Here is a 23,630-nt window from a genome sequence, read left to right as displayed (position 1 = left end):
AAGCCACGACCACCAAAGCACCAACTACCGAAGCCACGACCACCAAAGCACCAACCACTGAAGCCACGACCTTTACAGCAGCGAGCGTTACATGTACAGGAAATTCCCAGGTCAATCCGATATGTTGTAATGACCCCCACCCAGTATTCACAATACAAATCCCATCCTGGTTGAGCGATCCAGACGGAGTAGTTCCCACAGATGGTTCTTTAATGTGCACCCATAGTAATTCATCACAGTGCACCAATAAATCTCATTTACTCGCTATGAAAAGAATCGAATACACTAGAATGGGAGGCGAAATCTATGTTTCAATGGATTCTTTTTGTCAATCCAAAGGGTGGGGTAGTGCTAACTTTACAGTTGCACCAGCGCCTGTTACAACGGCGTTACCTGGCCGAAATGTAACCACCAAAGTACCGATCGCCAATACTACGACCACTAAAGCCCCAAAAGCCCTGACCAGCGAAGCCTCGACCACCAAAGCCCCAACCACCGAAGTCCTGACCAGCGAAGCCTCGACCACCAAAGCCCCAACCCCAGAAGTCCTGACCAGTGAAGCCTCGACCACCCAAGCCCCAACCCCAGAAGCCCTGACCAGCGAAGCCTCGACCACCCAAGCCCCAACCTCAGGAGCCCTGACCAGCGAAGCCTCGACCTCAGGAGCCCTGACCAGCGAAGCCTCGACCACCAAAGCCCCAACCACCGAAGCCCTGACCAGCGAAGCCTCGACCACCAAAGCCCCGGCCACCGAAGCCCCGACCTTTAGACCGAGTTAATCCAATATGTTGTAATTCGAACAACAACCCATATTGGACCAGTGCAGGAGAGCATCAATCCTCTTATGCCCTGGTTGCCATGACTATCACCGTGCCAAATCCGGCTGGTTCGGTTTCCAGTCGGAAAAATGCCTCTCCTTCCACAGCCGCACTTTCACCCGCCAGATATATACCGCTGATCCCAGCACACCATGCATTCCCACGCAGAGCATGGGAGCAAGGACTCCAAGGTTTGCCCCCCGATGATAAGCAAAACGAGTCAGAGCTCCCCTTCGTTGTGAAGATCAATAATATCACTCTCAGCCTGACGACTATCCTCATTACGACTGGAGGCCAGCTGCTCCAGATAATCATCATTAATATTACCGGCCACATAGCGTCCATCAAAAACAGAGCAGTCAAAATCTTCAATGGCCGGATTGAGGGAGGAAACCGCTTTCTTGAGATCATCCAGATCCTGAAAAATCAGCTTATCCGCACCAATCAGTTCACAAACCTGCTGATCCGTACGACCATGGGCAATCAGCTCTTCCCGGGTCGGCATATCGATGCCATAGACATTGGGATAACGAATGGCGGGGGCCGCTGAACAGAAATACACCTTCTTTGCCCCGGCATCCCTGGCCATCTCAATAATCTGCTCACAGGTGGTGCCACGGACAATGGAATCATCCACCAGCAGCACATTCTTACCGGCAAACTCCTGGTGAATGGCATTCAGCTTCTGGCGAACCGACTTCTTGCGAATGGCCTGACCGGGCATGATAAAGGTCCGGCCAATATAGCGATTCTTGACAAAACCCTCCCGATAAGGCAGGCCCAGGCGAGTTGCCATCTCCAGGGCAGAGTTTCGGCTGGTATCCGGAATGGGCATTACCACATCAATATCATGGTCAGGCCATTCCCTAAGGATTTTATTGGCCAGGGTCTGCCCCATACGCAGCCGGGACTGATAGACATAAATACCATCCAGACTGGAATCCGGGCGGGCCAGATAAACGTACTCAAACAGGCAGGGAGTGAGTTCACCAGGCACGCACTGGAAACTATGGAGCTGACGCTGCTCATCAATATAAATGGCTTCACCCGGAGCAACATCACCCACCAGCTCAAAGTCCAGGGCATCAAGAGCCACCGATTCTGAGGCCAGCATGTATTCCGTACCGTTCCCGGTTTCCCGCTTGCCGTATACCAGTGGCCGAATGCCATTGGGATCCCGAAAACCTACCATGCCATGACCGTTAATCAGGGCAACAACTGCAAAGCCACCCTCACAGCGCTGGTAAACGCCGGTTACCGCCCTGAAAACGTCTTCTGCCCGGGGTTTATGTTTGCCCGCTTTTGCCAGCTCATGGGCAAAAACATTCAGCAGGATTTCAGAGTCGGAGTGGGTATTAATATGGCGCAGGTCACTTTCAAACAACGACTGTTTAATATCATCCGCATTGGTCAGGTTGCCGTTATGGGCTAAAGCGATGCCATAAGGAGAATTTACATAAAATGGCTGAGCTTCGGCTGAACTGGACGTACCCGCCGTCGGATAGCGAACATGCCCAAGGCCCGAGCAGCCATTAAGCCGCTTCATGTGGCGGGTACGAAAAACATCCTTCACCAGCCCGTTATCTTTACGCAGGAAAAAGCGACCATCATCCAGAGTCACCATTCCCGCAGCGTCCTGCCCCCTGTGTTGCAGCACAGTCAGCGCATCGAACAACAGCTGGTTAACATTCACCGTTGCCGAAATACCGACAATTCCACACATGCACTCATCCTCAGGATTGATCAGCTGAAAACGTTATCGGAACTGGCAGCAAATGATTAAAATTGCCTGTTCAATCATCTGAACAACCACTGTCCCCGATAACGGAAAGCCTGAAATCATACGCTAAATGATAGGGTTACGAAAACTGCTACATACCCTGAGACTGATAAATCGAGAAAAAGTTTTGAAGAAAAACCATTAGCTAATCAGCTTTGCATCAACGGCCCCATAAGATCAACCACCGTCTGCTTGGACCAGTCAGCCAGCAGCATAAAATGGGGCAACAGCACCGACTGCTGCCAGGCCTGGTCCTGCTCCAGGGGAGCCAGCGTCAGCAGACCAACGAGAATTGTTACCAATAAACAACCACGCAAACCGCCAAACGCCATGCCCAGAATACGGTCAGTACCCGACAGCCCCGTCACCTGAACCAGTTCAGCGATAATACGATTCACCAGCGCACCCACCATCAGCATTGCAACAAACAGCAAAGCGCAGGCCGCCATTACCCGAATTGATGGGGTTGCTATGTAATCAGTCAATCGTTCTGACAGGGCCCCACCAAACGACCAGGCGACAAAAATAGCGGCCAGCCAGGTCAACAGGGAGAGAACCTCTTTAAAAAAACCGCGTTTCAAACTGATCAGCGCGGAGATGATAACAATACCGGCGATCAGCCAGTCAATCCAGGTGAAAGTCAATACCTGACTCCTTAACAAAAAACGGAACCATGCTATGCTGGCAACTGTCCAAAACGTGGTAATTATGCAGGTAATCAACAGCCGTTCAATATAGAACAGACACTTCATTTAACGACAGTAAGATAGCGCAGCAGGGAAAAATCATGAAACCGCCCATAATATGCCAGCCAACCTAACAACATGGGGTTTAGCTAACTGGCCATTTGAGCGATGTTCATCTCCGTTCGCATTCTGACTTGCAGCTTGCGAATTTTCCGTCGCATGGCTTTTTGATTTACTTTGCTGACTGCTGGCCCTCACTGCCAATGCTCTTAACATCAACAGCCTGAGGCGGTTTGGAGCCAGTTTCCGACAACAGACTTCGGTGGACCTACCACCATCTCCTCCATAGCTTTCCACCAAAAGGTTTGTCTAGGACAGCAAACCAACTAGACTATATAAAGTCTTAATTAAGTCTTACCATGAAGGAAATACGGATGAAACTCTCACAACAAGTCAAGCCCATCAGCTACCTGAAAGCCAACGCAGCCGAGGTACTGAATCAGCTGCAAGAGAGCCGGGAACCACTGGTGATCACCCAGAATGGTGAAGCCAAAGCCGTTATTCAGGATATCCACAGTTATGAGGCACTGCAGGAAGATATCGCCCTGTTAAAACTGCTTGCCCTTGGCAAACAACAGCTGGCCGACCAACACACCTTTACGGCAGACAGTGTAATGGCCGATATCGATCAGCTCCTGATGGATGAGGCTCCTGATAATAACCGAGGCGATAACAATAACGATAATGAACCACAAAACAGTAAAGGAGAATAACCGTGACAAAGGTTATTCTCACTCAGGATGCCCGACAGGACATACTGGATATTATCGCTTACACCAGAGACCACTTTGGCAAACCCCAGGCAGTGAAATTAAGGCGGACCTTTAATACTGCCTTGCAAAGCCTCAAGGACCAGCCCTATAAAGGAGCCAAAGTTCCCGAATTGACCCGATTCGGGAATACCGAATACCGGCAACTGGTAAGGAAACCTTTTCGTATTATTTATCTGATCACTGAGGCCGCAACAGAAAATAACCAGCACATCACCGTTGCCATATTGCTCTGTGTCGATGGGCGGAGAAATTTCAGCACATTATTACAAAAACGGCTGTTCAGGAGTTGAACCCTGTTCAGGCCATTAAAAATTTTCCTTGACTTAATTCAAGAATTAAAACCTGACCCCGGTTTACCATGGAACAAATCAATATCAGCGAACTACGGGCCAACCTGTTAAGTTATTTAAAAAAAGCCCAGGCAGGCCAAGCTTTCCAGGTCACTTCCAACGGTGAAGTACTGGCCACCATCTCGTCTCCCGATACCTTGAAACAATCAGCCAGACAAGCACTCGATGAACTGGCCAAAGATGCAAAACTGGATGACATTATTACAGGCTCCCATGAGACTTGGGATGCCAACCAATGATCATTCTGGATACATGTGCCTTTATCTGGGATCCGCTCAGACATCTAAGTTCGAGGATGAAGCAAAATTGGCTCCCATCCTTGGCAGAAATTAGACGTACTATATTGCGTACGTAGCAGCACAAGTATCAGGAGAAACAACCATGAGCAGATACAGCGCCAGCGAAGCCCGTGCAAACCTGTACCGGCTGATTGATGAAACCGCCCAAAACCATAAGCCAGTGCTTATTACCGGCAAACGTAATTGCCAACGACTTATTGCTCACCGCCAAACTGCAGCAACATGTCATCGGTGGCCAGCCTCTGGTACGGCCAGCTCACTTCTTGTACCCCCAACTTATAACCAATGAGCTATAAAAGAAGAACAGTATTAAGGAGCGTCAAGAATCAAGACCCAGTTTTCCCGGCTTTTCTTGTCAGGCTTGCTTGACGTAGAATAACTACGCACTGCGCAAACCTTTCGTGCGGCTGACGTTTTTCTGAGCCACTGAGTCTCGCAAAGAAACTTCAACAGCCCCTAATGGTTAACATGACCAGACAACCAATATTTAATCAGGGACTGGTACGGTATATCCCGCTTATTAGCCTCAATTTTGATGCTTTCAAGCAAGCCTTCAGGCAGACGCAGGGAGATGGTTTTTGTTGATGGTTTCAAGTTAGGCAGAGAAACACTTTCAGCCTGACTCCAGTCTACATAGGGCGTTGAGTCATGCTTTTCCCAAAATTCCCTTTCTTCAGCTTCATTCTTAAATTCAGGTGTTTTGCTCATAAAATGCTCGCTCCTTTCGATGCATGTCTCTGGCGGAAATCACACGAATATGTGTGTCATCCTTTCTCAAAGTAAATGTGATGTGAAGCAAGCGATCATTGGAAGTTCGTCCTAAAGCATGAAAGCGCAGCTCTCTATCGCTATGTTTTTTATCCTTCACCATCAAAAGTGGTTTGTTAAAAAACACTTGTTCAACCTCTGCTTTTGCAACGCCATGTTTATCTACGCTTTTTCTCTCGTTGCCTGCATCCCAGTCAAATCCAATGATTTCTGACCAATCAATCATTTATGTATACCCCTCCAATATACACAAATATAAGCCAGTTGATTGGAAGCCACAAGTTTGATGACACCTGAGCCAGCCAATTCAAGAATCAAGATCTGACCCCGGTTTTTCTCGGTTTTTCTTGACCCCGGTTTTTCTATTGCCCGTACCCGTTTTCCGTACCCGTTACCCGTTACCCGTAAAAGAAAAGACTAAAGCTTTTACGGGCAACGGGTACGGGCAACGGGAACGATCTTTTACAGGCAACAGGAACGATCTTTCAAGAAACTTCATCCTCAACCGCCCGCCGCCCCGGATGCCGATAAAGCCAATCCACCACCTTACTGCTGGGCGCATAACCATTGACATAGCGCAACAACAACTCCCGGGTAATGCTATAGCGGTGCTCCTTCAGGCTCTCGGCCATCTCAGACAGCACAACCTTCAGCTGCTCCCAGGCCAGCAATTCCTCAAAGGCCCGGCTGATACGGGGGTGAATGGTGCCCTCAACGTTATCGCCGATTAACAGCTCTTCATACAACTTCTCGCCGGGGCGAAGGCCGGAAAAACGGATTTCAATATCCCCGTCCGGATGAAATTCATCCTTTAAAGACAGGCCGGAAAGGGAGATCATCCGTTTTGCCAGATCAACAATTTTTACCGGATCACCCATATCCAGCACAAATACATCGCCCCCCTGCCCCATGGCACCGGCCTGAATCACCAGCTGGGCGGCTTCCGGAATGGTCATAAAATAGCGGTTAATTTCCGGATGAGTCACCGTAACCGGCCCGCCGGTACGGATCTGCTCCCGGAACAGGGGAATCACCGAACCGCTGGAACCCAGCACATTACCAAACCGCACCATGGTAAAACGGGTATTATTGGCAATCACCGTGCCCGGCGTGGACCCGAACAGCTCCGGCTGAAACAGCCGGATCTCTTGCTCATTACTCAGGGCCTGCAACACCATTTCCGCCAGGCGCTTGGAAGCCCCCATCACATTGGTGGGTCGCACCGCCTTATCGGTGGAGATCAGCACAAACTGCTTAACACCCGCCAAAATGGCGGCCTGGGCAGTATAAAGCGTACCCATCACATTATTCCGCAACCCCTGGGAGACGTTATACTGAACCAGCGGCACATGCTTGTAGGCGGCAGCATGATAAAGGGTCTCGACCTGGTAGGTGTTCATCACATCCAGCAAACGCACCGGGTCATTAATCGACCCCAGCACCGAAATCACCGGAATATCCAGCCTCAGCGTGCGGATGGTACCCTGCAGTTCCTGATCAATGGTATAAAGGTTAAACTCCGAGTGCTCCAACAGCACCAGCATTTTCGGCTTTCTGACCAGTGCCTGCCGGGCCATCTCGGAGCCAATGGAACCACCCGCTCCAGTAACCATAACCACCTGGTCAACAATATCCTGTTCCACCAGCTCGGCAATGGGAGCCACTTCATCCCGGCTCAGCACATCGCCAATATCCACTTCCATAATCTCCTGCACCCGGGCCCGGCCACTGGCCAGGTCCTGAATACCGGGCATGGTTTTAATGGGCAGGCCAAAGGTTTCCAGATGCCGGACAATCTCCCGCCGCCGCTGACGACTGGCCGATGGAACAGCCAGCAGCACCTCCTGGGCACCGGTTTGCAGAATCAGACGGTCCAGTGCATCCGGGGCAAATACACGACAACCCGCGATGGTTCGCCCCCGTAGACGCACATCGTCATCAATAAAAGCCACCGGACGAAACGCCCTGGAATGCTCCAGTGCCTCAACCAGCTGGTTACCGGCCTCCCCTGCACCATAAACCGCCACCGGCTGGCCCCGCAGCTCATGACTCTTGGCTTGGGGCAACTTAATGGGGGCAAAAAGAATATCCCGCAACCTGAAGCCCCGCAGCCAGAAGCGAACTCCATAGCGACTTACCCCCAGAAGCAAGGCCGACAGCAGCCAGTACAGCACCGGCACACTGCGGGGTACAGGGATCTCAAGCAGGGTAATGGCCACAGACAGCATCAGAAAAGAAAGAAAACTGGCCCGCAGGATAATAAACGACACATGCTGGCCCATATAGCGCAGCAGTGCACGATACAAGCCCAGGTAGAAGAAGACCGGCAAAGAAATAACCGAGGCCAGCAACCCGGAGATGTAAAAGGAATTGAAGTATTGGGGCACAAAATCCTTATAGCCCAGGCGCAAATAGAAGGCACCGAAAAGGGCCAGCCAGACTATTAGCAGGTCTACGACCAGCATGGTGAGGGTTTTCTGTTTTCTGGATAGTTTGAGTAGTTTTTCTCTCATTTTTAGCCTGTTTTCGATACGCGTTGCCCGTTACCCGTTGCCCGCTGCCCGTAAAAGCGGTTGACTTACGTCTTATCTTTTTTACGGGGAACGGGTACGGGCAACGAAAAACTAAACCGAAGCCTCCCCCAACACCCGCTCAACAACCTCACAAGTTTTGGCAATCTCAGCCGCCGTCAAAGTCGGATGCACCAGAAACATCAAACTGGTTTCTCCCAATTCCCTTGCAGTCGGCAGTCGTTCTTTGGGCTGGAAATCAGTATTATCAAACGCTTTTTCCAGGTAAACCTCAGAGCAGGAACCCTGATAACAGGGAACACCTGAAGCGATAATCTCATCAATAATCCGGTCACGATCCCAGCCAGCTTTCAGTTGTTCAGGGCGAACAAACACATAATGCTTGTAACAGCCATGCTCAACCCCTTCCTGAATTTCCGGTACCCGCATGGCAGAAAATGTCCGGCAAACCTCATTAATAGCCGCAGCATTGGCCTGCCGTTGGCGGGTCCATTGCGGCATCCTTTTTAGTTGGATGCGGCCTATCACCGACTGCATCTCGGTAATACGCCAGTTGGTACCAAAGGAATTATGCAACCAGCGGAAACCGCGCGGGTGCTCGGTGTTGTAGATCGTGTCATAGCACTTTCCATGATCCTTGAATGACCACATCGAATTCCACAGGGCTTCGTCATTGGTGGTGACCATGCCACCTTCACCGCCGGTTGTCATAATCTTGTCCTGACAGAATGACCAGGCACCGATATGGCCGATGCTGCCTACCGAACGGCCTTTGTACTTTGCACCGTGGGCCTGGGCGCAATCTTCAATCACATAAAGATTATGCTCAGTGGCCAGATCCATAATCGGGGCCATATCACAGGGCAACCCTGCCAGATGGACACAGATAATGGCTTTGGTTCGGTCCGTTAACACTGCCTGGATGGTTTCGGCAGTGATATTCTGGGAGTCCCGATCCACATCGGCAAAAACGGGTTTCGCACCGGCGTTAACAATACTGCTGGCCGAAGCGAGAAAGGTGCGAGGCGTAACCACCACCTCATCACCGGCACCAATCTTCAGGGCATGGAGAGCCAGATCCAGCGCCAGAGTTCCGTTGGCCAGAGCGATGGCATAATTGGTTCCGCAGTATTCAGCGAAATCACGTTCAAACTCACGGCTTTCAGTGCCGGTCCAGTAATTGACTTTATTGGACAGCACTACACGGCTGACCGCATCGGCCTCTTCCTGGGTGTAGGAAGGCCAGGGGGAGAAGGGGGTGTTTAGCATGGTTGTCTTGAATTGAGTGACAAATTAATTGATTAGAATCGTTATTCGCTTACCGTAATCCGTCGTCCGAAAAAGACAAGAGAACGCCTTCACAGATTACAGAAAACGAACAAGCCGAAAGACATTAAAAACTAAATTTCAGGTTCTGGATTCCCTGAACTGCTGAGCAAGAGAAACAAGATTTAAATTAGAATACCGCTCTTGCTTCTTAACCGGATAGGTAGAATATACATAATCAATAAAATCGTTGAAGCAAAGGTTCTTTGTTTTATCGATTACTGCATCAAGAATCACTTTTTCACGGTCGGTGAGTTGAATGTTTGAAACATCTCCCTGAAATGATATAACATTTTTAAGAGAACCATACATGGTTGTATCATTAATAACCATAAAACCACTACCGTTATGCGCAGCTGCTATGACATCATCAACATAAGGCCCATAATGATTGAACATCCAATTAATATTCGTGAGCTGCCTACCATCAAGAAGGGCAGAAAACCAGTCAGACAGGTAAACCATTTTGGTCAGCCTGGCTTTGGAAAGATCAGTCTTGCTTCAATATTTTCAGCCACATAACCATAGTTCACGTGCATGTACTGAATATAATCATCGATAAATTTTTGGCTCGGGCAACTCAGTTCCAGATGAAGGTCATTTTGCCAGGATAAACTGATCACTCCTTGGTTAAGAGGGAATTTTTGACAATGTATCTTGGCAAAGTGTGGGTTTTTTGAGTAGCGTGCAAGCAGGTAAAACTCTTCATCATGCTCGTAGTAAATGGTCACTCGTTCCAGGTTGTTAAGTTTAAGGGTTTTGTAAGCTCCAATTAACCAGGATTGAACCAGATCACAGTGCAGCTCGGAAGTTTTTGATTTTTGAATCTGGAGTTCTTCCTGAGCAGCATTCAAAGCGTTTTTAATCGTTGAAAAAGATTTACTAGCTTCCCTTAATTGAGTTATGTCTGCTTGCTGTCGTGATTGGTCAAGATAAGTACCGACAGCACCAAAGACAAGCAAAGCACTACCACTGACAAGTGATGAAACAGGATTAAAAAGTATACACAGAAGAGAATCCGGGTGCCACTAACCTCAACCCACTCAATACGAAAATTGTAAGAGCCTGCATAAGCCCCACCCAGTGCCATCAAGATGCTTCCCATGGTCGCTGAGATAATTTAAAAAGCCTTGCTTATTATCTTCCCTAATTTTATAAAAAATGTTGATTCACCAGTAAAACCAAATTTTTGAAACAAACCTGCAACACCATGTTCAAGATAACTCGTCCAGCCCAGTTGACTATCGGTGCCTTTACCATTGAAGAAGAAAACAAAACGTTTTTACGGACCATGGAAATCGGCCTTTAAAAGATAGGCCGAGCAGGAACACCAACGACTTTACTATTCGTCGGAACGTCAGAAAGCACCACTGCCCCAGCCCCAACAACAGTTTCATCACCCACAGAAATGCACTGCAGAATTTTCGCTCCCATGCCGATCCAGGCCTTGTCACCAATGGTAACTGCACCGGCCAACAAAGCGCCTGGTGAAATATGAGTACCATTCCCTATAGAGCAGTCGTGGTCTATGGATGAAAGCGTATTAACAATACAGCCTGAACCGATAGAGGCATTAACATTAATCACCACACCGGCAAACACCACTGAACCATCATTTATCGTTGCAAAAGGCGAGATGGTTGCTGATGGGTGAATAATGGCAGGAAATTTCGCACCAGCCTGGTGACCACGAGCAAGCAGTTGCAGCCGCAAACTTTCATAGCTGACACCAACCCCCAGAGCCATCATGGGATATTCAGGAACAAACGATTCCAAATCAGTAATGCGCCCCACAACTGGCCAGCCATTCATTGAATCAAGCTCAGGATAACGGTCATCCAGGAAAGCGACACCCGACCATTGCCCCGTTGCTAAAGCACAATCGGCAACGACGCAGGCATGTCCGCCAGCCCCTAATATCAATAATGTACTATTCATTTGATTCGTCTTTATTCGTTGACCACAATCCGTAGTCCGTTACCCGAAAAAGCTTAAATCTTCTCAGCTTTTGGCTCTTTTCTTAAACGGGTAACGGGCTGCGGGGAACGGGAAACGTTCGAAGGCGTACCTTCGAAAAAAGGCATAGTCACATGATCATCCGCACTAATCCCTTCCCGCAAAACCACTTTCTTAACCGTTAAAAAAAGAATCTTGATATCGAGCCAGAGGGATTGGTTATCCACATACCAGACATCCAACTTGAACTTTTCATCCCATGAGATGGCATTACGCCCATTAATCTGTGCCCAGCCGGTAATACCCGGTTTCATCTCATGGCGACGATACTGCTCCTGCGAATAGAGAGGGAGATACTGCATTAATAAAGGCCGAGGCCCCACCAGGCTCATATCCCCTTTCAGTACATTCCAGAACTCCGGCAATTCATCAAGACTAGCGCGACGCATAAAACTGCCAAAAGGAGTAATACGTTCAGCATCAGGCAAAGGTTTGCCATCCGCCCCATTAGCATCACGCATGGTACGGAACTTCACCATCTCAAATGGCTTGCCATCCAACCCCGGGCGGACCTGTCGAAAGAAAACCGGCCTGCCCATGGTTTTTGCCACCTTCCAGGCGGTAAACGCCATAATCGGGCTAAAAAGAATCAGTGCAACCAAGGCACCGAAAATATCCATCAAACGTTTTAACATCGTCTTGCAGAAACACTCCGGCTGAACTAGTTTGAGAAGTACAATGGTTTTGTACAAGGAATAAAGAATGGAACAGGTCAATATCAGCGAACTGAGAGCTAACCTGCTTGATTACCTGAAAAAAGCCCAACAAGGCCAACCCTTTCTCGTGACTTCTAATGGCCAGACACTGGCAACTGTCTGCGCCCCCGATGCGTTAAAGAAGTTCTCAAGAAAAACACTCAAGGAAGTGGGCAAAAATGCCATTGCCGACGATATTATCGACCCATTGAATGAACCCTGGAAAAACCGGCAATGATTTTATTGGATACCTGTGCCTTTATCTGGGATGCCCTGCAACACGACAAACTCAGCAAAAAAGCAAAGCAAATCATCCAACAGTGTGATCGCAAGGGTCAGCTGATGATTTGCGATATCACCCTCTGGGAAGTAGCCATGCTGATTAAACGTAGACGACTGCAATTGGAATTGAGCGCCGAGAGTTTTTACCAATTGGCATTACAGGCAAGAACAATCGACGTTATCCCTATTAACCCAATCATTGCAGAACTCTCCGTGAACCTGGACAGCAGCATTAATAGTGATCCGGCGGACCGTTTGATAACCGCCACAGCGATTCATCTCGGTGCCACACTTCTTACTGCAGATCGTAATTTGAGAAAGAGCCCGTTGGTGGAAAGCGTTTGGTAATACCTACTAAAGCAAACTTGCCTGACCACATACAGAGTGCTGTTGGCATTCAAATAAAGAGGCGAAAATATCGAACAGTCTCTTCATACAATAGACTCAAAGATATCGATGAATTGTTTAACACCTTTTTCTAAGGACAATTTTTCATAATAAAACTTTTGACCAGCTTGCCCCATTGCAGCACGTTCATTCGCTGACTTCTCCGCCAATGATGTAATAGCTTCGGCTAATAACTCAGGACTATTGGGTTTGCAAATAATGCCAGATCCAGACTCTTTAACTAATTCAGCTGCATCACCTTCAACTCCCATGATAATGGGTTTACCAATTGCAAGGTTGCTTTGAGTTCTTGATGGGATAGTAATCTTAAATAATTCGTCTCCATTCAGGTGAACCAGTAAAATATCAGCGGCTGATAAAAGTGCACCTACCTTACTCATTGGAACGCGGGGAAGAAAAAACACATTATCTAGCTCTAACTCCTGGCTCATATTCACGGCATCTTGTTTGGCTACCCCATCTCCAAGGAGTACTATATTAACAGGTATGTTATTGCTTTTCAGGATATCTGCAGCTTTTACAATGGCAGGCAAACCTTGAGCATATCCCAGATTACCGGCAAAAAGGAGATTAAGTTTACCGTTATCGGGAAGCTTAAGCTCACATGGTGAGAAATTGGATATGGCCTGCTCATCACACCAGTTATAAATGACCTGAACTTTATCTTCAGGAACACCTCGGGAAACCAGCCTCTTTTTGAACCCTGGGGAGAGTACTACAACCTTTGCGGCTAAGCGATACGTTAAATTGCAAAATTTACCAACAATAGATAATGCCTTTGGGTTTTTGAGCATACCTGTTGCAGCCAATGTATCTGGCCACAAGTCCTGTATATCAACAACTACCGGCACCCGTTTCAAAAGACCAAGAAAAACCGCTGACAGGCTTGCGGTTAATGGTGGATGATAGCTGTAGATAACATCAATTTTTCGGATTTTTAACAACCCCAAAAGTAATGAGCTTGCAGCAAATGAAATGTAATTAAAGACCCTTTTTTTTGCAGAGTTATCATGACTTGGATATAACGGAACCCGATGCACTACAACTCCATCGATAAGTTCTCTCTGATAAAAGGAAATTTTATAGCCATCATAGACATTACCACCAGGATAATTTGGGAAGCCAGTTAATACTTCAACTTCATGGCCAGCTTTGTGTAATGACTTAGCAAATAACAAACCCTTGAATGTTGGTTCCGGATCAAACCATTGAGTATGTAATAATATTTTCAATTTTTTTGAAAAGAGCTGGGAGAGTTGTGAACGGTAGTGAGTGGTTTGATCAACTGTTAGCGACCTTACCGTCAGTAACCATCGGTAAGACAACAACTAGTTGAATATAGGAGTTTTATCAAATTGCTAAAATTAGTACTCCTTCCAAATCGTGCGCTTCACATAATCTGTATAGGAATGAATAATACGCACCACTTTATCGGAGACATTAGGCATACTGTAATCATTAACCAATCGTAACAGCCTACTTTCTCCACGAGGCTGTGATTCCAGAATGTCAAGAGCCTGCACAACGCGGTCTGAACTCAAGCCAACCAGCATTACTGAAGCTTCCTCAAAACCTTCTGGTCTTTCATGGGCTTCCCGAATATTCAACGCCGGAAAGTTCATAATGGAAGATTCTTCAGTAATCGTACCGCTATCAGACAACACCGCTTTTGCATGTTTTTGCAGGTGGTTGTAATCGTGGAAACCCATTGGTTTCAGCAACTGAATATTGGCATGAAAATTCAGACCTTCCGCTTCAATTCGGTTGCGAGTACGCGGGTGAGTGGAAACAATTACAGGAAGGTTGTAGTGCTCTGAAACCCGGTTCAACACCTCCTGCAATTTTATCAACTGCTTTGGTGAATCAACATTCTCTTCCCGGTGAGCACTAACCACAAAGTAATTGCCTGCCTGAAGATTCAGCCTGGTCAGAACATCGGAGGCATCTATTTGAGGCATATAATGATGCAATACCTCAAACATTGGGCTACCGGTTTTAATCACACGATCTGCAGGTATGCCTTCAGCTAGAAGATAATCGCGAGCAATGGTGCTGTAAGTTAAATTGATATCAGCGGTATGATCGACAATACGTCGGTTGGTTTCTTCCGGTACTCGCTGATCAAAACAGCGGTTACCAGCTTCCATGTGAAATATGGGTATTTTTCGGCGTTTGGCAGGTAGTGCTGAAATACAGGAATTGGTATCCCCAAGTACCAGCATGGCTTCGGGCTGAACCTCCTCCAACACCTGATCGACTTTGATAATCACCTTCCCAATGGTTTCTGCGGCATTCTTACCTGCGGCATTCAGAAAATAGTCTGGCTTTCTTACTGAGAGGTCATTAAAAAAGACTTCATTCAATTCGTAGTCGTAATTTTGGCCAGTATGAACCAATATATGTTCACAGTGCTCATCCAGTTTGGCTAAAACACGGGATAGCCGGATTATTTCAGGCCGGGTTCCAACCACGGTCATGACTTTAAGTTTTTTCATCAAAGCGGACTCGCAAAAGTATCGGGGGCTTTTCGATCGAAAATTTCGTTAGCCCACAACATGACTACCAACTCATCATCACCGATATTGGTAATGTCATGGGACCATCCAGGCACGGTTTCGACGACCTGGAACTGCTCACCGGTAACAGTGAGTTCATATCTTTCTCTAGTACTAATCTGTTCAAATTTGAACAGCGCCTTGCCCTTAATCACCAGAAACTTTTCATTCTTGGAATGGTGATAGTGACCACCCCGGGTAATACCAGGATGGGCCGTAAAAAAGGAGAACTGGCCTGCCTGGCGGGTTTTCAGCATCTCACAGAAAACACCCCGATCATCACCATAAGCGGGTACGGTATAACTGAACTGTTGTGGCGTAAAATGGCTGAGATAGGTCGAGTAAAGCGCACGGGTTAAGCCGGTCCCGACATTCTCGGTAATCAGTGAATCACGGCTCAGTTTAAAAGCTTGCAGCTGGTTAGCAACCTCACCCACCGTGGTCGGGTATTCCGGGCTAACTTGCCGATAGCCGGATGACTGCCCCGCTTTTAATAGCCCGATCAGTTCATTGCAGACATCGTCAATATACACCAGCGTCACGGTTGCCGCCGGGTCATGAATGGTCAGCTCAATATCATTGACAATATTGTGGCAGAACGTCGCAACAAAGGAGTTGTAATTGGGTCGACACCACTTACCGAATACATTGGGAAAACGGTAAATAAAGTAGTTTGCACCGGTTGCCTCACCGTAGGTTTTAACCAGTTGCTCTGCTTTTCCCTTACTGATTCCGTATGCATTGTCACGCTCTGCCTGAGTCGATGAACTGAGCATCAGTGGTGTTTTTTTACCAGCCGTTTCCAACGCCTCAATAATAAAGGCCGTTAAATCGGTATTCCCCTCTTTAAACTCAATATCAGTCTGAGGCCGATTAACACCGGCCAGATGAAAAACAAAATCCGCCACCTGTAAACTGGCGGCTAACTCCGCAGGTGTGGTTTCTCGATCAACCTTTACAATATCGGTATAGCCCTGCTCCGCCAGCATGGTACACAGGTTTTTACCGATAAAACCATTGGCCCCGGTTACCACAATCTTCATATCAGGCATCCAGCTCATACGCTTCACCGGCACACAGGGCACGAATAAACGGCAGTTTTAACAGCAGGTTCTTCATACCCTCTACATCCAGCCGCTGGGTATTATGAGAGTTATAATCTTCCACCTCCGAGATACGAATATCGCCATCTTCGACAAACTTGCTGTAATTCAAGTCCCGCAGGTCCGGTGGGATCCGGTAGTAATTCCCCATATCCGTCGCTGCTACCATCTCTTCACGGCTTAACAGCGCTTCATACAGTTTTTCGCCATGGCGGGTACCAATGATATCAATGGGATAATCCTGGATGTCCAGCAACTCATGCAGAGCATGAGCCAGCGTTTCTATCGTGGCGGCGGGTGCTTTTTGTACAAAGATATCGCCATTGGTACCATGCTCAAAAGCATACAGTACCAGGTCAACAGCATCCTCCAACGTCATCATAAACCGGGTCATATTGGGGTCGGTGATGGTAATCGGTTTTTTGGCTTTGATCAGATCAACAAACAGGGGAATCACCGAACCACGGGAAGCCATCACATTGCCATAGCGCGTACCACAGATCACGGTTTTTTCACTGTTAACATTCCGTGATTTTGCCACCATCACCTTTTCCATCATTGCCTTGGAAATTCCCATGGCATTGATTGGGTAGACGGCTTTATCGGTACTCAGACAGACGACACGAGAAACCTCATTTTCTATGGCTGCCTCCAAAACATTTTCCGTACCCAACACATTGGTTTTGACCGCTTCCATCGGGTGAAACTCACAGGAGGGTACTTGCTTTAAAGCAGCTGCATGAAAAATAAAATCGACACCACGCGTGGCATTAAGGATGCTCTGGTAATCACGAACATCACCGATATAAAACTTCAGCTTTGGATGAGCGAATTTTTTCCGCATATCATCCTGTTTTTTTTCATCCCGGCTGAAGATACGAATCTCTTTAATATCTGTTTCAAGAAATCGATTTAGTACAGCGTTACCGAATGAACCGGTGCCGCCCGTAATCAAAAGAATTTTGTCAAAAAACATTAAAGTCAAATGCCCCGTAAATGATGGCTCCGCCTAATTTTAAAGGACGAAAAAAACCATAATAGATTCACAAATAAGAAATATGAAAAAGTTTCCAGATAACCAAAAACCTGATTATTTGCTGGAATAAATAAAAATAAAAGTGCGATTAAAGGGATGAGTAGCTTTGCATAAATATTATTACCGTCGACAGCACTTAACCATACTTTTCCAAGATAAAAACCCAATGCAAACATCACAAAAACAACACCAATAAAATGTACATCATTGGCCATATGAGAATAAAATGAATGCCATTGCGCTTCAGCATCCCAAACATTTGATATTTTTTCTTGGAAAGTTAAGGGTGTTAGATTTTCACCCGAAAGAAACTCAAGCTGCCTTAATAGAAACGGTGAATTACCAAAGCCAAAAAGAGAATCAAAGTTATAGCCTAGTGATAATGAAAATCCATAATAACCTTGCACCAAATAATATGCCATCCAGACATAAACATAAGTAAAAGCTTCACCAAATATAGTTACATTTAAATCATCTGAAATAAAAATATCACCTAAAGGAGAGGTAGAATAAAAATATGAAAAGTCTCCTCCTCTAGCAGACATAAATGTCCCAAAAAATATCAAAAAAAGGAAAAACGCAAAGACAGAAAGACAAACAAATAGTTTTCTATTTTTAAATCCAAAGTTACCGTACCTGATATAATGCAAGACAAAATATACAGCAAGTGAGACTGAAAAGAAAAAGAAAAAGTCAAAAATTGGTTTATTTAGTCCAGCAGAAAGACCTACAAACACCTGAAATGACAAAAGTGACAAAGAAACAAACTTAATAAAAAAGGTCAACCTATCCCAATAAAAAGGAATCATTGCTGTTAATAACGGCCTGGCAAACGCAATAAAAAAATACAAAATATTAAGCAGCTTATTCCCTTGGTAGGATTCAAATCTTTGCATTCTCGTGGCGTAAGCAAGCTCCGGATTATCTAGTCCATGCAAAATAGATTTCCATATAGCAGATAATGAAATACTGTCATGCAACATCACATTTTTATAAAAAATAATATTTGCAAAAAATGAAAGAAACAAAACAATATAGAAAAAGCTTAATGAGAGCTTTTCTCGACCATTAAAACAAAACAAATCTCTATTTACTAAATTTAACTTTAAAGAAAAGAGATAACCTATTAATAATGCAAAAATATACAGAGAAAGATAGAGGCCAAAAATAATATTGTTATGAACTTTAAACTCAATCGGTCCAAATAAAAAAAGGCAAATTGTGAAAATCAAATAAATTTCAACAATAAATATAGGTAAATACAGTCGAAAAAAAGATCTCACTTATCATCTTCCATGACAGAGTATGGATCGGTAGCATTCGCAATGCTGCAATAATGTTCCTGATAAATTTTAAAACTATCAATGGACATGAAAGATCTCACTCTTTTATTAATAGAAGTCCAATTCAGTAAATTTTTTGCAACAAAAATAATGACAGAAAGATTTAATGCTTTCTTCAGTGATTGAGATGATAACCCAAAGCAAAACCGTCTATTTCTTAACTTTAACTTGCGCCATATTCCTATTTCAGCAGATAGCAAATAATCAAATATTTTGTACATATCCCGTCTGAGCCTAGCTGACGCGACAAGATATGTTGAACCAGCCGTCCGACGATAATATACGTAACACTTATCAACTACTTTTAGTTTTGCATTCGGATTACATATAGATATGAAAATTTGGATAGGCCAATCTTCAACAACATCATAATTAGATAGAAAATCAATAAGTCTTGGATTTTTTAGATATTTTGAATGATACAAAGCATTTGGAGCATTGATAAAGTTAATACTTTCTACAATTTCCAAGAGATTATCATAGACTTGGTCCATTCCCAGAGTAAAAGCAACTTCGGTCTTTGAAAATCCAAGTCTTTTATTGATCAATCTAATAGGTACACCTGTAACAATATCAGCATCGTCTGAATATGCCATAAGTTCAAAAATATTTTCACAAGAATAAACATCATCTCCTGCCGTCAATTTGCAATAATCAGATTGTAATAATTCCAAGCAATTAGATAGGCTTTGGCAAGTCCCTAAGTTGACATCGTTAAAAATAAGATCGATACGAGAAAAATAACTACCATTGTCCCCTAACCATGATTTAATAAGTTTGGTAGTATCATCTTGGGAGGCATCATCATTGATAATTAATTGTATAGGGATATTAGACCCAAAATTAACTACCTGGTACTTTATACTTTCTAAATGTTCTAGAATATAATGTTTGTGATTATAAGCAAACACAACAAAACAGAAACTTTTATTGGTCATATTTTAGGCTAAACCATTTCTCCGAAGGATTTTAGTGCATAACGCTCTAAAAAAAAATAATAAAACAGGAAGCCCAATCATACGATAACCAAGGTAAAAAAAACTAACCTTCCATTTCAGGCTTCTTTTGGGTAATTCTGATAAATTGGCAATACCACGATTTTCTAGATCAATGGGCAAGTTATACTTTTTAATTTTATTTTCTACAACATCACGGACCCACTTCCCACGGTAAATAGCTCCTCCCAATTTTGAGTTATATATATAAAGATCACCAGTTTTTGTCGGTACTTGGTAAAATTTTCTACCATCAAAATATGATCGATAACTTCCAAAATATTCCCATGCCCATGGGGAATCAATTTCACCAACATAACGGATTAAATCATTCTTTCGCCAAATTGCCGGGGCAGAGTTAACCTTGTAATCCATAAACCTTGTTAACTCTTCAAACTCAATATCAGAATTTTTTATAATTTTCTCGGCTACTTTCACTAAATAAATGGCAGCTGTTTCATCATGAGTTTTCATAAAATGCAAACAATCCAATATTCTCTTTTTATCAAGACTGGATTCTAATACAAAGTCTTCACACACCATCAATATGTATTCAGTTTTTATTGCCTTCAAAGCATGCAGTAAACGTTTGCCCCAGAGATCCCCCTTAACATTTAAAAAATTGATAGTTTCAACATTTACACACTTATCTTCATATTGCTTACTTTCTGTGTTCAGTGCAATATTAGCTGGTAAGCCTGATGCAAATTCATGATATGCTGAAAAAAACAACCCCCAAACATCTTCATAGGCATCGCAACTATTAACAAGAACGGTTAAGGCCTGATAATTACTATGGTTCATTTTGAATGCCAACTGCCATCATTTTAAATTGTCTGTTAGTTTCCAGTAATGAATCATAAGTTCCTTCATCTATGATCTTTCCATCCTTAAAGAAATATAACCGGTCACATTTTTTCAAGGTATTTAATCTATGAGCAATCATGATGATTGTTTTCTTTTTATTCAAATTAACAATGGACTTCATGATTTTTTTCTCGGTAAGACTATCCAAGGCACTTGTAGCTTCATCAAAAAATAAAACATCTGCATCATGATACAAAGCTCTGGCAATACCAATTCTTTGTTTTTGCCCTCCAGATATCTGAACACCACTTTCGCCCACTTGTGAGTTGGCTCCATCAGATAAAGTTCTAACCCATGGAGCAAGCTGAGCCTTGTTAATAACATCATTAATTCTATCCCAATTTATCTCTCTCTCAGGAATACCAAATGCTATATTTTCAGCCAGCGTACCATCTTTCAAAAAAACAGTCTGAGATACATATCCAATTTTATTTTGCCAATTGCAAATATTATTTTTTGAGATAGGAACGCCACCAATAGTTATCTGGCCATGATTGGCAAAAATCACGCCCAAAAGTAGATCAAACAAGGTGGATTTCCCAGAACCTGAAGCACCAGCAATTCCAATAAAGCTACCTTCAGGTATATTCATGGATATACCATCTAAAACATAGGCTTCCTTACCGGGATACTTAAACTTGACATCACTCAAGACAATATCGCCAGAAATAACAATATTATCCGACACCTCGGGCACTATAAGCATCACTGATGTTTGCTTCTCTCTGGCACTATATAAATCATCTCTTATTGCCAAGAATGCAGAATAATTCCCTCGTATTTGTGCAGATCCGCTATAAATCTGCTGAAACGATGGCAGTAACTTAAAAATGGCAATAGCAAAAACTGATAGAGTTGGTAAAAAATCTGTAAGGTTACCATTATCGAGATAAACCGATAACAACAGACCAAGAATCATAAAACCAAAAACCAGCAGTTCTATAAGATACCTTGGCGAGTTATAAAGACCATTGCTAGAACCATAAGCTGAGGAAAAGCGTTGTCCACTCTTATGAAAATCATCAATAAATGTTTTCTGGCAACCTAAAACAGTTATTTCTTTTACCGCCGAAAAACTTTCATTCATCAGGCGGAAACGTTTTTTTGATGCCTCTGATATGCTATTTCCATTTTGGGCTAGCCTGTCCCTAACAAAGTAAAACAAAATGGAATAACATATAGAAAACACCAGCATACCAGCTAATGATAAAGCATGGTTATAAATAAACAGGAACCCAGAAATCAATAGTACAGATATAATACGCGCATTAATTTGAACTAATGGTTGAAATATATTATCAGTAACCCTTCCAACTTCTGTTGCAATCTGTTTAATTAATAGTGAGCTGTTTGTATTTGCATGGTACAGGTATTCTTTATTCAGATAATAGTCGTACAGTGTGTCACCAAATTCCGCACCAACTTCAGCTGCAAATATTGACAATTTTCGAATACCGAGAATATTTAAGAAAGTAGACGTCACAAGAACAAAAATAATCGCACTACCAAGTAAAAGCAGAAAATCAAACTTATCAGCAACACCGCTAATCACAGAGAAAGCCTGTAGGGCTGGATTACTATCCAGCAGTTCCATATTCCCAACTAAAGCGACAAATGGTCCTATAGCCGTAATGCTTACCAGTTCAGTCAATGCTGATAATATCACTAAAGCCTGAAGTAAATAGAACCTTCTCCTCTGTTCAACAGTCATTAAAGCAAGTAGATTTTTAATCAATCCGACAATCTTCATTCACATGTTCAACTATGTTTGTTTATATACTTAATCATTACTTGCATATGAATTACATGCATCTATAACCTTAGCGACCTCATCATCCGTCATCACCGGACTGATGGGTAAACTCAGCACCTTTTCATGCATGGTTTCGGTAATCGGAAAAGAGAGTTCTGACCAATGGGCAAATGCTTGCTGCTTGTGCGGTGCAACCGGGTAATGGATCAGTGTGGCTATTCCCTGCTCCGCCAGGTATTTCTGTAAGCCCGAACGGTCAGCACATTGCACTACATAGAGATGAAACACATGATTCAGAATGCTTTCCAGGGTACTGGTGTTTATCAGTGGTAACCGAATCAGTGGGTTACTAATACCATGGGTATAGGCAAGGGCTATGGTTTGCCGTCGTCTGGTTTCACTGTCCAGGTACTGCAATTTTACACCCAGCATAGCTGCCTGAATTTCATCCAATCGGCTATTCATCCCCTGATAAAGATTTTTGTATTTTTCATGGGAGCCGTAGTTTCTCAGCGCTTTAATGGTTCGGTAAAGTTCTGAATCTGAGGTAGTAATGGCCCCGGCATCGCCTATTGCCCCCAGGTTCTTGCCCGGATAAAAACTGAAACCTGCCGCATCACCAAGGCTACCCACTTTTTTTCCTTTATAGAGTGCGCCGTGGGCCTGGGCCGCATCTTCAATGACTTTCAGGTTGTATTTCCGGGCAATAGCATTGATTTCATCCATACCCGTCACCTGCCCATAGAGATGAACCGTAAGGATTGCCCTGGTTTTCCCGGTAATATGTTGTTCAATCAGTGCCGGATTCAGGTTATAGGTTTCAGCATCCGGTTCCACCAGTACCGGCTTTAAACCATTTTCGGTAATAGCCAGAATAGAAGCGATATAGGTGTTGGCGGGTACAATCACTTCATCACCTTCTGCTATCATTCCCAGTGCCTTATAAGCTCTGAGAATCAGAACCAGAGCATCAAGCCCATTAGCGACACCAAGGCAGTATTCCGTTTCACAGTGTTGAGCAAATGTTGCTTCAAATTGCTCTACTTCATTGCCAAGAATATACCAACCGGAATCAATCACACGGCTTGCCGCTTTAATCAGTGCTTCCCGGTATTGAGCATTGATAGCTTTTAAATCTAAAAATGGGATCATTAGTGACTTCTTCTAACTAAATCAGAAACTAGAC

General features: G+C 44.5%; 26 protein-coding genes. 7 read left to right on the top strand and 19 right to left on the bottom strand.

Features of this window, described 5'->3' with window-relative positions:
* The first annotated feature begins 314 nt into the window (after positions 1-314).
* On the top strand, positions 315-779 hold the full coding sequence (locus tag KDK13_RS16040) for a hypothetical protein (RefSeq protein ID WP_257285986.1): 465 nt from the start codon (positions 315-317) through the stop codon (positions 777-779).
* A 259-nt stretch (positions 780-1,038) separates the two neighbouring features.
* Here KDK13_RS16040 and purF read toward each other — a convergent pair whose 3' ends face one another.
* Positions 1,039-2,541, bottom strand: a complete 1,503-nt coding sequence (purF, locus tag KDK13_RS16035; protein WP_257285985.1) for an amidophosphoribosyltransferase — start codon at positions 2,539-2,541, stop codon at positions 1,039-1,041.
* A gap of 206 nt (positions 2,542-2,747) precedes the next feature.
* The gene (locus tag KDK13_RS16030) at positions 2,748-3,242 is read right to left on the bottom strand and encodes a CvpA family protein (RefSeq protein ID WP_257285984.1); all 495 of its coding nucleotides are present in this window, start codon (positions 3,240-3,242) and stop codon (positions 2,748-2,750) included.
* 476 nt (positions 3,243-3,718) lie between these two features.
* On the opposite strand from KDK13_RS16030, the gene KDK13_RS16025 reads away from it, so the two are divergent.
* From KDK13_RS16025 to KDK13_RS16010, 4 genes are all read left to right on the top strand, one after another.
* The gene (locus KDK13_RS16025) at positions 3,719-4,057 is read left to right on the top strand and encodes a type II toxin-antitoxin system Phd/YefM family antitoxin (RefSeq protein WP_257285983.1); all 339 of its coding nucleotides are present in this window, start codon (positions 3,719-3,721) and stop codon (positions 4,055-4,057) included.
* Between the two features lie 2 nt (positions 4,058-4,059).
* Positions 4,060-4,407, top strand: coding sequence for a type II toxin-antitoxin system RelE/ParE family toxin (locus tag KDK13_RS16020; protein ID WP_257285982.1), 348 nt, complete (start codon positions 4,060-4,062; stop codon positions 4,405-4,407).
* 68 nt (positions 4,408-4,475) lie between these two features.
* Complete coding sequence (locus KDK13_RS16015; protein ID WP_257285981.1) at positions 4,476-4,706, top strand: type II toxin-antitoxin system Phd/YefM family antitoxin; 231 nt, start codon at positions 4,476-4,478, stop codon at positions 4,704-4,706.
* A gap of 142 nt (positions 4,707-4,848) precedes the next feature.
* Positions 4,849-5,055 carry a type II toxin-antitoxin system Phd/YefM family antitoxin gene (locus KDK13_RS16010; RefSeq protein WP_257285980.1) on the top strand — a complete coding sequence of 69 codons (207 nt, stop codon included), beginning with the start codon at positions 4,849-4,851 and terminating at the stop codon, positions 5,053-5,055.
* 167 nt (positions 5,056-5,222) lie between these two features.
* On the opposite strand, the gene KDK13_RS16005 is transcribed toward KDK13_RS16010, so the two are convergent.
* From KDK13_RS16005 to KDK13_RS15970, 8 genes are all read right to left on the bottom strand, one after another.
* Positions 5,223-5,474 (bottom strand): BrnA antitoxin family protein, encoded by a 252-nt coding sequence (locus KDK13_RS16005; RefSeq protein ID WP_257285979.1) that lies wholly within the window; start codon positions 5,472-5,474, stop codon positions 5,223-5,225.
* On the bottom strand, positions 5,458-5,760 hold the full coding sequence (locus KDK13_RS16000) for a BrnT family toxin (RefSeq protein ID WP_257285978.1): 303 nt from the start codon (positions 5,758-5,760) through the stop codon (positions 5,458-5,460). Before KDK13_RS16000 ends, KDK13_RS16005 begins: the two co-directional genes overlap by 17 nt.
* A 259-nt stretch (positions 5,761-6,019) precedes the next feature.
* A complete protein-coding gene (locus KDK13_RS15995) occupies positions 6,020-8,047 on the bottom strand; it encodes a nucleoside-diphosphate sugar epimerase/dehydratase (protein ID WP_257285977.1) in 2,028 nt (675 codons plus the stop codon).
* Between the two features lie 111 nt (positions 8,048-8,158).
* A complete protein-coding gene (locus KDK13_RS15990; RefSeq protein WP_257285976.1) occupies positions 8,159-9,334 on the bottom strand; it encodes a DegT/DnrJ/EryC1/StrS aminotransferase family protein in 1,176 nt (391 codons plus the stop codon).
* 138 nt (positions 9,335-9,472) lie between these two features.
* The gene (locus KDK13_RS15985; protein ID WP_257285975.1) at positions 9,473-9,856 is read right to left on the bottom strand and encodes a Panacea domain-containing protein; all 384 of its coding nucleotides are present in this window, start codon (positions 9,854-9,856) and stop codon (positions 9,473-9,475) included.
* A gap of 5 nt (positions 9,857-9,861) precedes the next feature.
* The gene (locus tag KDK13_RS15980; protein ID WP_257285974.1) at positions 9,862-10,353 is read right to left on the bottom strand and encodes a hypothetical protein; all 492 of its coding nucleotides are present in this window, start codon (positions 10,351-10,353) and stop codon (positions 9,862-9,864) included.
* A gap of 343 nt (positions 10,354-10,696) precedes the next feature.
* Positions 10,697-11,329, bottom strand: a complete 633-nt coding sequence (locus tag KDK13_RS15975) for an acetyltransferase (protein WP_257285973.1) — start codon at positions 11,327-11,329, stop codon at positions 10,697-10,699.
* A gap of 53 nt (positions 11,330-11,382) precedes the next feature.
* Positions 11,383-12,042 carry a sugar transferase gene (locus KDK13_RS15970; protein ID WP_257285972.1) on the bottom strand — a complete coding sequence of 220 codons (660 nt, stop codon included), beginning with the start codon at positions 12,040-12,042 and terminating at the stop codon, positions 11,383-11,385.
* 67 nt (positions 12,043-12,109) lie between these two features.
* Between KDK13_RS15970 and KDK13_RS15965 the strand changes: the two genes are divergently transcribed.
* Positions 12,110-12,340, top strand: a complete 231-nt coding sequence (locus KDK13_RS15965) for a type II toxin-antitoxin system Phd/YefM family antitoxin (RefSeq protein WP_257285971.1) — start codon at positions 12,110-12,112, stop codon at positions 12,338-12,340.
* On the top strand, positions 12,337-12,732 hold the full coding sequence (locus KDK13_RS15960; protein ID WP_257285970.1) for a type II toxin-antitoxin system VapC family toxin: 396 nt from the start codon (positions 12,337-12,339) through the stop codon (positions 12,730-12,732). The genes KDK13_RS15965 and KDK13_RS15960 overlap by 4 nt, the downstream gene beginning before the upstream one ends.
* 83 nt (positions 12,733-12,815) lie before the next feature.
* On the opposite strand, the gene KDK13_RS15955 is transcribed toward KDK13_RS15960, so the two are convergent.
* The 9 genes from KDK13_RS15955 to KDK13_RS15915 are packed head-to-tail and all read right to left on the bottom strand — an operon-like array spanning position 12,816 to position 23,596.
* Positions 12,816-14,117, bottom strand: coding sequence for a glycosyltransferase family 4 protein (locus tag KDK13_RS15955; protein WP_257285969.1), 1,302 nt, complete (start codon positions 14,115-14,117; stop codon positions 12,816-12,818).
* Between the two features lie 39 nt (positions 14,118-14,156).
* Positions 14,157-15,287 carry a non-hydrolyzing UDP-N-acetylglucosamine 2-epimerase gene (gene wecB / locus KDK13_RS15950; protein WP_257285968.1) on the bottom strand — a complete coding sequence of 377 codons (1,131 nt, stop codon included), beginning with the start codon at positions 15,285-15,287 and terminating at the stop codon, positions 14,157-14,159.
* Complete coding sequence (locus tag KDK13_RS15945; RefSeq protein WP_257285967.1) at positions 15,287-16,390, bottom strand: capsular polysaccharide biosynthesis protein CapF; 1,104 nt, start codon at positions 16,388-16,390, stop codon at positions 15,287-15,289. The genes wecB and KDK13_RS15945 overlap by 1 nt, the downstream gene beginning before the upstream one ends.
* A gap of 1 nt (position 16,391) precedes the next feature.
* A complete protein-coding gene (locus KDK13_RS15940; RefSeq protein ID WP_257285966.1) occupies positions 16,392-17,426 on the bottom strand; it encodes a polysaccharide biosynthesis protein in 1,035 nt (344 codons plus the stop codon).
* A 5-nt stretch (positions 17,427-17,431) separates the two neighbouring features.
* Positions 17,432-18,769, bottom strand: coding sequence for a hypothetical protein (locus KDK13_RS15935; RefSeq protein ID WP_257285965.1), 1,338 nt, complete (start codon positions 18,767-18,769; stop codon positions 17,432-17,434).
* On the bottom strand, positions 18,766-19,767 hold the full coding sequence (locus KDK13_RS15930) for a glycosyltransferase family A protein (protein ID WP_257285964.1): 1,002 nt from the start codon (positions 19,765-19,767) through the stop codon (positions 18,766-18,768). The genes KDK13_RS15935 and KDK13_RS15930 overlap by 4 nt, the downstream gene beginning before the upstream one ends.
* A gap of 3 nt (positions 19,768-19,770) precedes the next feature.
* A complete protein-coding gene (locus KDK13_RS15925; protein ID WP_257285963.1) occupies positions 19,771-20,628 on the bottom strand; it encodes a hypothetical protein in 858 nt (285 codons plus the stop codon).
* A complete protein-coding gene (locus tag KDK13_RS15920; RefSeq protein WP_257285962.1) occupies positions 20,618-22,441 on the bottom strand; it encodes an ABC transporter ATP-binding protein in 1,824 nt (607 codons plus the stop codon). The genes KDK13_RS15925 and KDK13_RS15920 overlap by 11 nt, the downstream gene beginning before the upstream one ends.
* A gap of 30 nt (positions 22,442-22,471) precedes the next feature.
* Positions 22,472-23,596 carry a DegT/DnrJ/EryC1/StrS aminotransferase family protein gene (locus KDK13_RS15915; RefSeq protein WP_257285961.1) on the bottom strand — a complete coding sequence of 375 codons (1,125 nt, stop codon included), beginning with the start codon at positions 23,594-23,596 and terminating at the stop codon, positions 22,472-22,474.
* Positions 23,597-23,630: the final 34 nt, after the last annotated feature.

This window comes from Endozoicomonas sp. SESOKO1 (assembly GCF_024606265.1).
Taxonomy (GTDB): Bacteria; Pseudomonadota; Gammaproteobacteria; order Pseudomonadales; family Endozoicomonadaceae; genus Endozoicomonas.
Note: the sequence above shows the minus strand (reverse complement) of the source record. Positions and strands in the feature narration are given on the sequence as shown.

What these genes read in the sequence shown, in the direction of transcription:
- KDK13_RS16040 (WP_257285986.1), top strand. Translation starts at nt 315, where the DNA reads ATGGATTCTTTTTGTCAATCCAAAGGGTGGGGTAGTGCTAACTTTACA.
- purF (WP_257285985.1), bottom strand. Translation starts at nt 2,541, where the DNA reads ATGTGTGGAATTGTCGGTATTTCGGCAACGGTGAATGTTAACCAGCTG.
- KDK13_RS16025 (WP_257285983.1), top strand. Translation starts at nt 3,719, where the DNA reads ATGAAACTCTCACAACAAGTCAAGCCCATCAGCTACCTGAAAGCCAAC.
- KDK13_RS16015 (WP_257285981.1), top strand. Translation starts at nt 4,476, where the DNA reads ATGGAACAAATCAATATCAGCGAACTACGGGCCAACCTGTTAAGTTAT.
- KDK13_RS16010 (WP_257285980.1), top strand. Translation starts at nt 4,849, where the DNA reads ATGAGCAGATACAGCGCCAGCGAAGCCCGTGCAAACCTGTACCGGCTG.
- KDK13_RS16005 (WP_257285979.1), bottom strand. Translation starts at nt 5,474, where the DNA reads ATGAGCAAAACACCTGAATTTAAGAATGAAGCTGAAGAAAGGGAATTT.
- KDK13_RS16000 (WP_257285978.1), bottom strand. Translation starts at nt 5,760, where the DNA reads ATGATTGATTGGTCAGAAATCATTGGATTTGACTGGGATGCAGGCAAC.
- KDK13_RS15995 (WP_257285977.1), bottom strand. Translation starts at nt 8,047, where the DNA reads ATGAGAGAAAAACTACTCAAACTATCCAGAAAACAGAAAACCCTCACC.
- KDK13_RS15990 (WP_257285976.1), bottom strand. Translation starts at nt 9,334, where the DNA reads ATGCTAAACACCCCCTTCTCCCCCTGGCCTTCCTACACCCAGGAAGAG.
- KDK13_RS15985 (WP_257285975.1), bottom strand. Translation starts at nt 9,856, where the DNA reads ATGGTTTACCTGTCTGACTGGTTTTCTGCCCTTCTTGATGGTAGGCAG.
- KDK13_RS15975 (WP_257285973.1), bottom strand. Translation starts at nt 11,329, where the DNA reads ATGAATAGTACATTATTGATATTAGGGGCTGGCGGACATGCCTGCGTC.
- KDK13_RS15970 (WP_257285972.1), bottom strand. Translation starts at nt 12,042, where the DNA reads ATGTTAAAACGTTTGATGGATATTTTCGGTGCCTTGGTTGCACTGATT.
- KDK13_RS15965 (WP_257285971.1), top strand. Translation starts at nt 12,110, where the DNA reads ATGGAACAGGTCAATATCAGCGAACTGAGAGCTAACCTGCTTGATTAC.
- KDK13_RS15960 (WP_257285970.1), top strand. Translation starts at nt 12,337, where the DNA reads ATGATTTTATTGGATACCTGTGCCTTTATCTGGGATGCCCTGCAACAC.
- wecB (WP_257285968.1), bottom strand. Translation starts at nt 15,287, where the DNA reads ATGAAAAAACTTAAAGTCATGACCGTGGTTGGAACCCGGCCTGAAATA.
- KDK13_RS15945 (WP_257285967.1), bottom strand. Translation starts at nt 16,390, where the DNA reads ATGAAGATTGTGGTAACCGGGGCCAATGGTTTTATCGGTAAAAACCTG.
- KDK13_RS15940 (WP_257285966.1), bottom strand. Translation starts at nt 17,426, where the DNA reads ATGTTTTTTGACAAAATTCTTTTGATTACGGGCGGCACCGGTTCATTC.
- KDK13_RS15930 (WP_257285964.1), bottom strand. Translation starts at nt 19,767, where the DNA reads ATGACCAATAAAAGTTTCTGTTTTGTTGTGTTTGCTTATAATCACAAA.
- KDK13_RS15925 (WP_257285963.1), bottom strand. Translation starts at nt 20,628, where the DNA reads ATGAACCATAGTAATTATCAGGCCTTAACCGTTCTTGTTAATAGTTGC.
- KDK13_RS15920 (WP_257285962.1), bottom strand. Translation starts at nt 22,441, where the DNA reads ATGAAGATTGTCGGATTGATTAAAAATCTACTTGCTTTAATGACTGTT.
- KDK13_RS15915 (WP_257285961.1), bottom strand. Translation starts at nt 23,596, where the DNA reads ATGATCCCATTTTTAGATTTAAAAGCTATCAATGCTCAATACCGGGAA.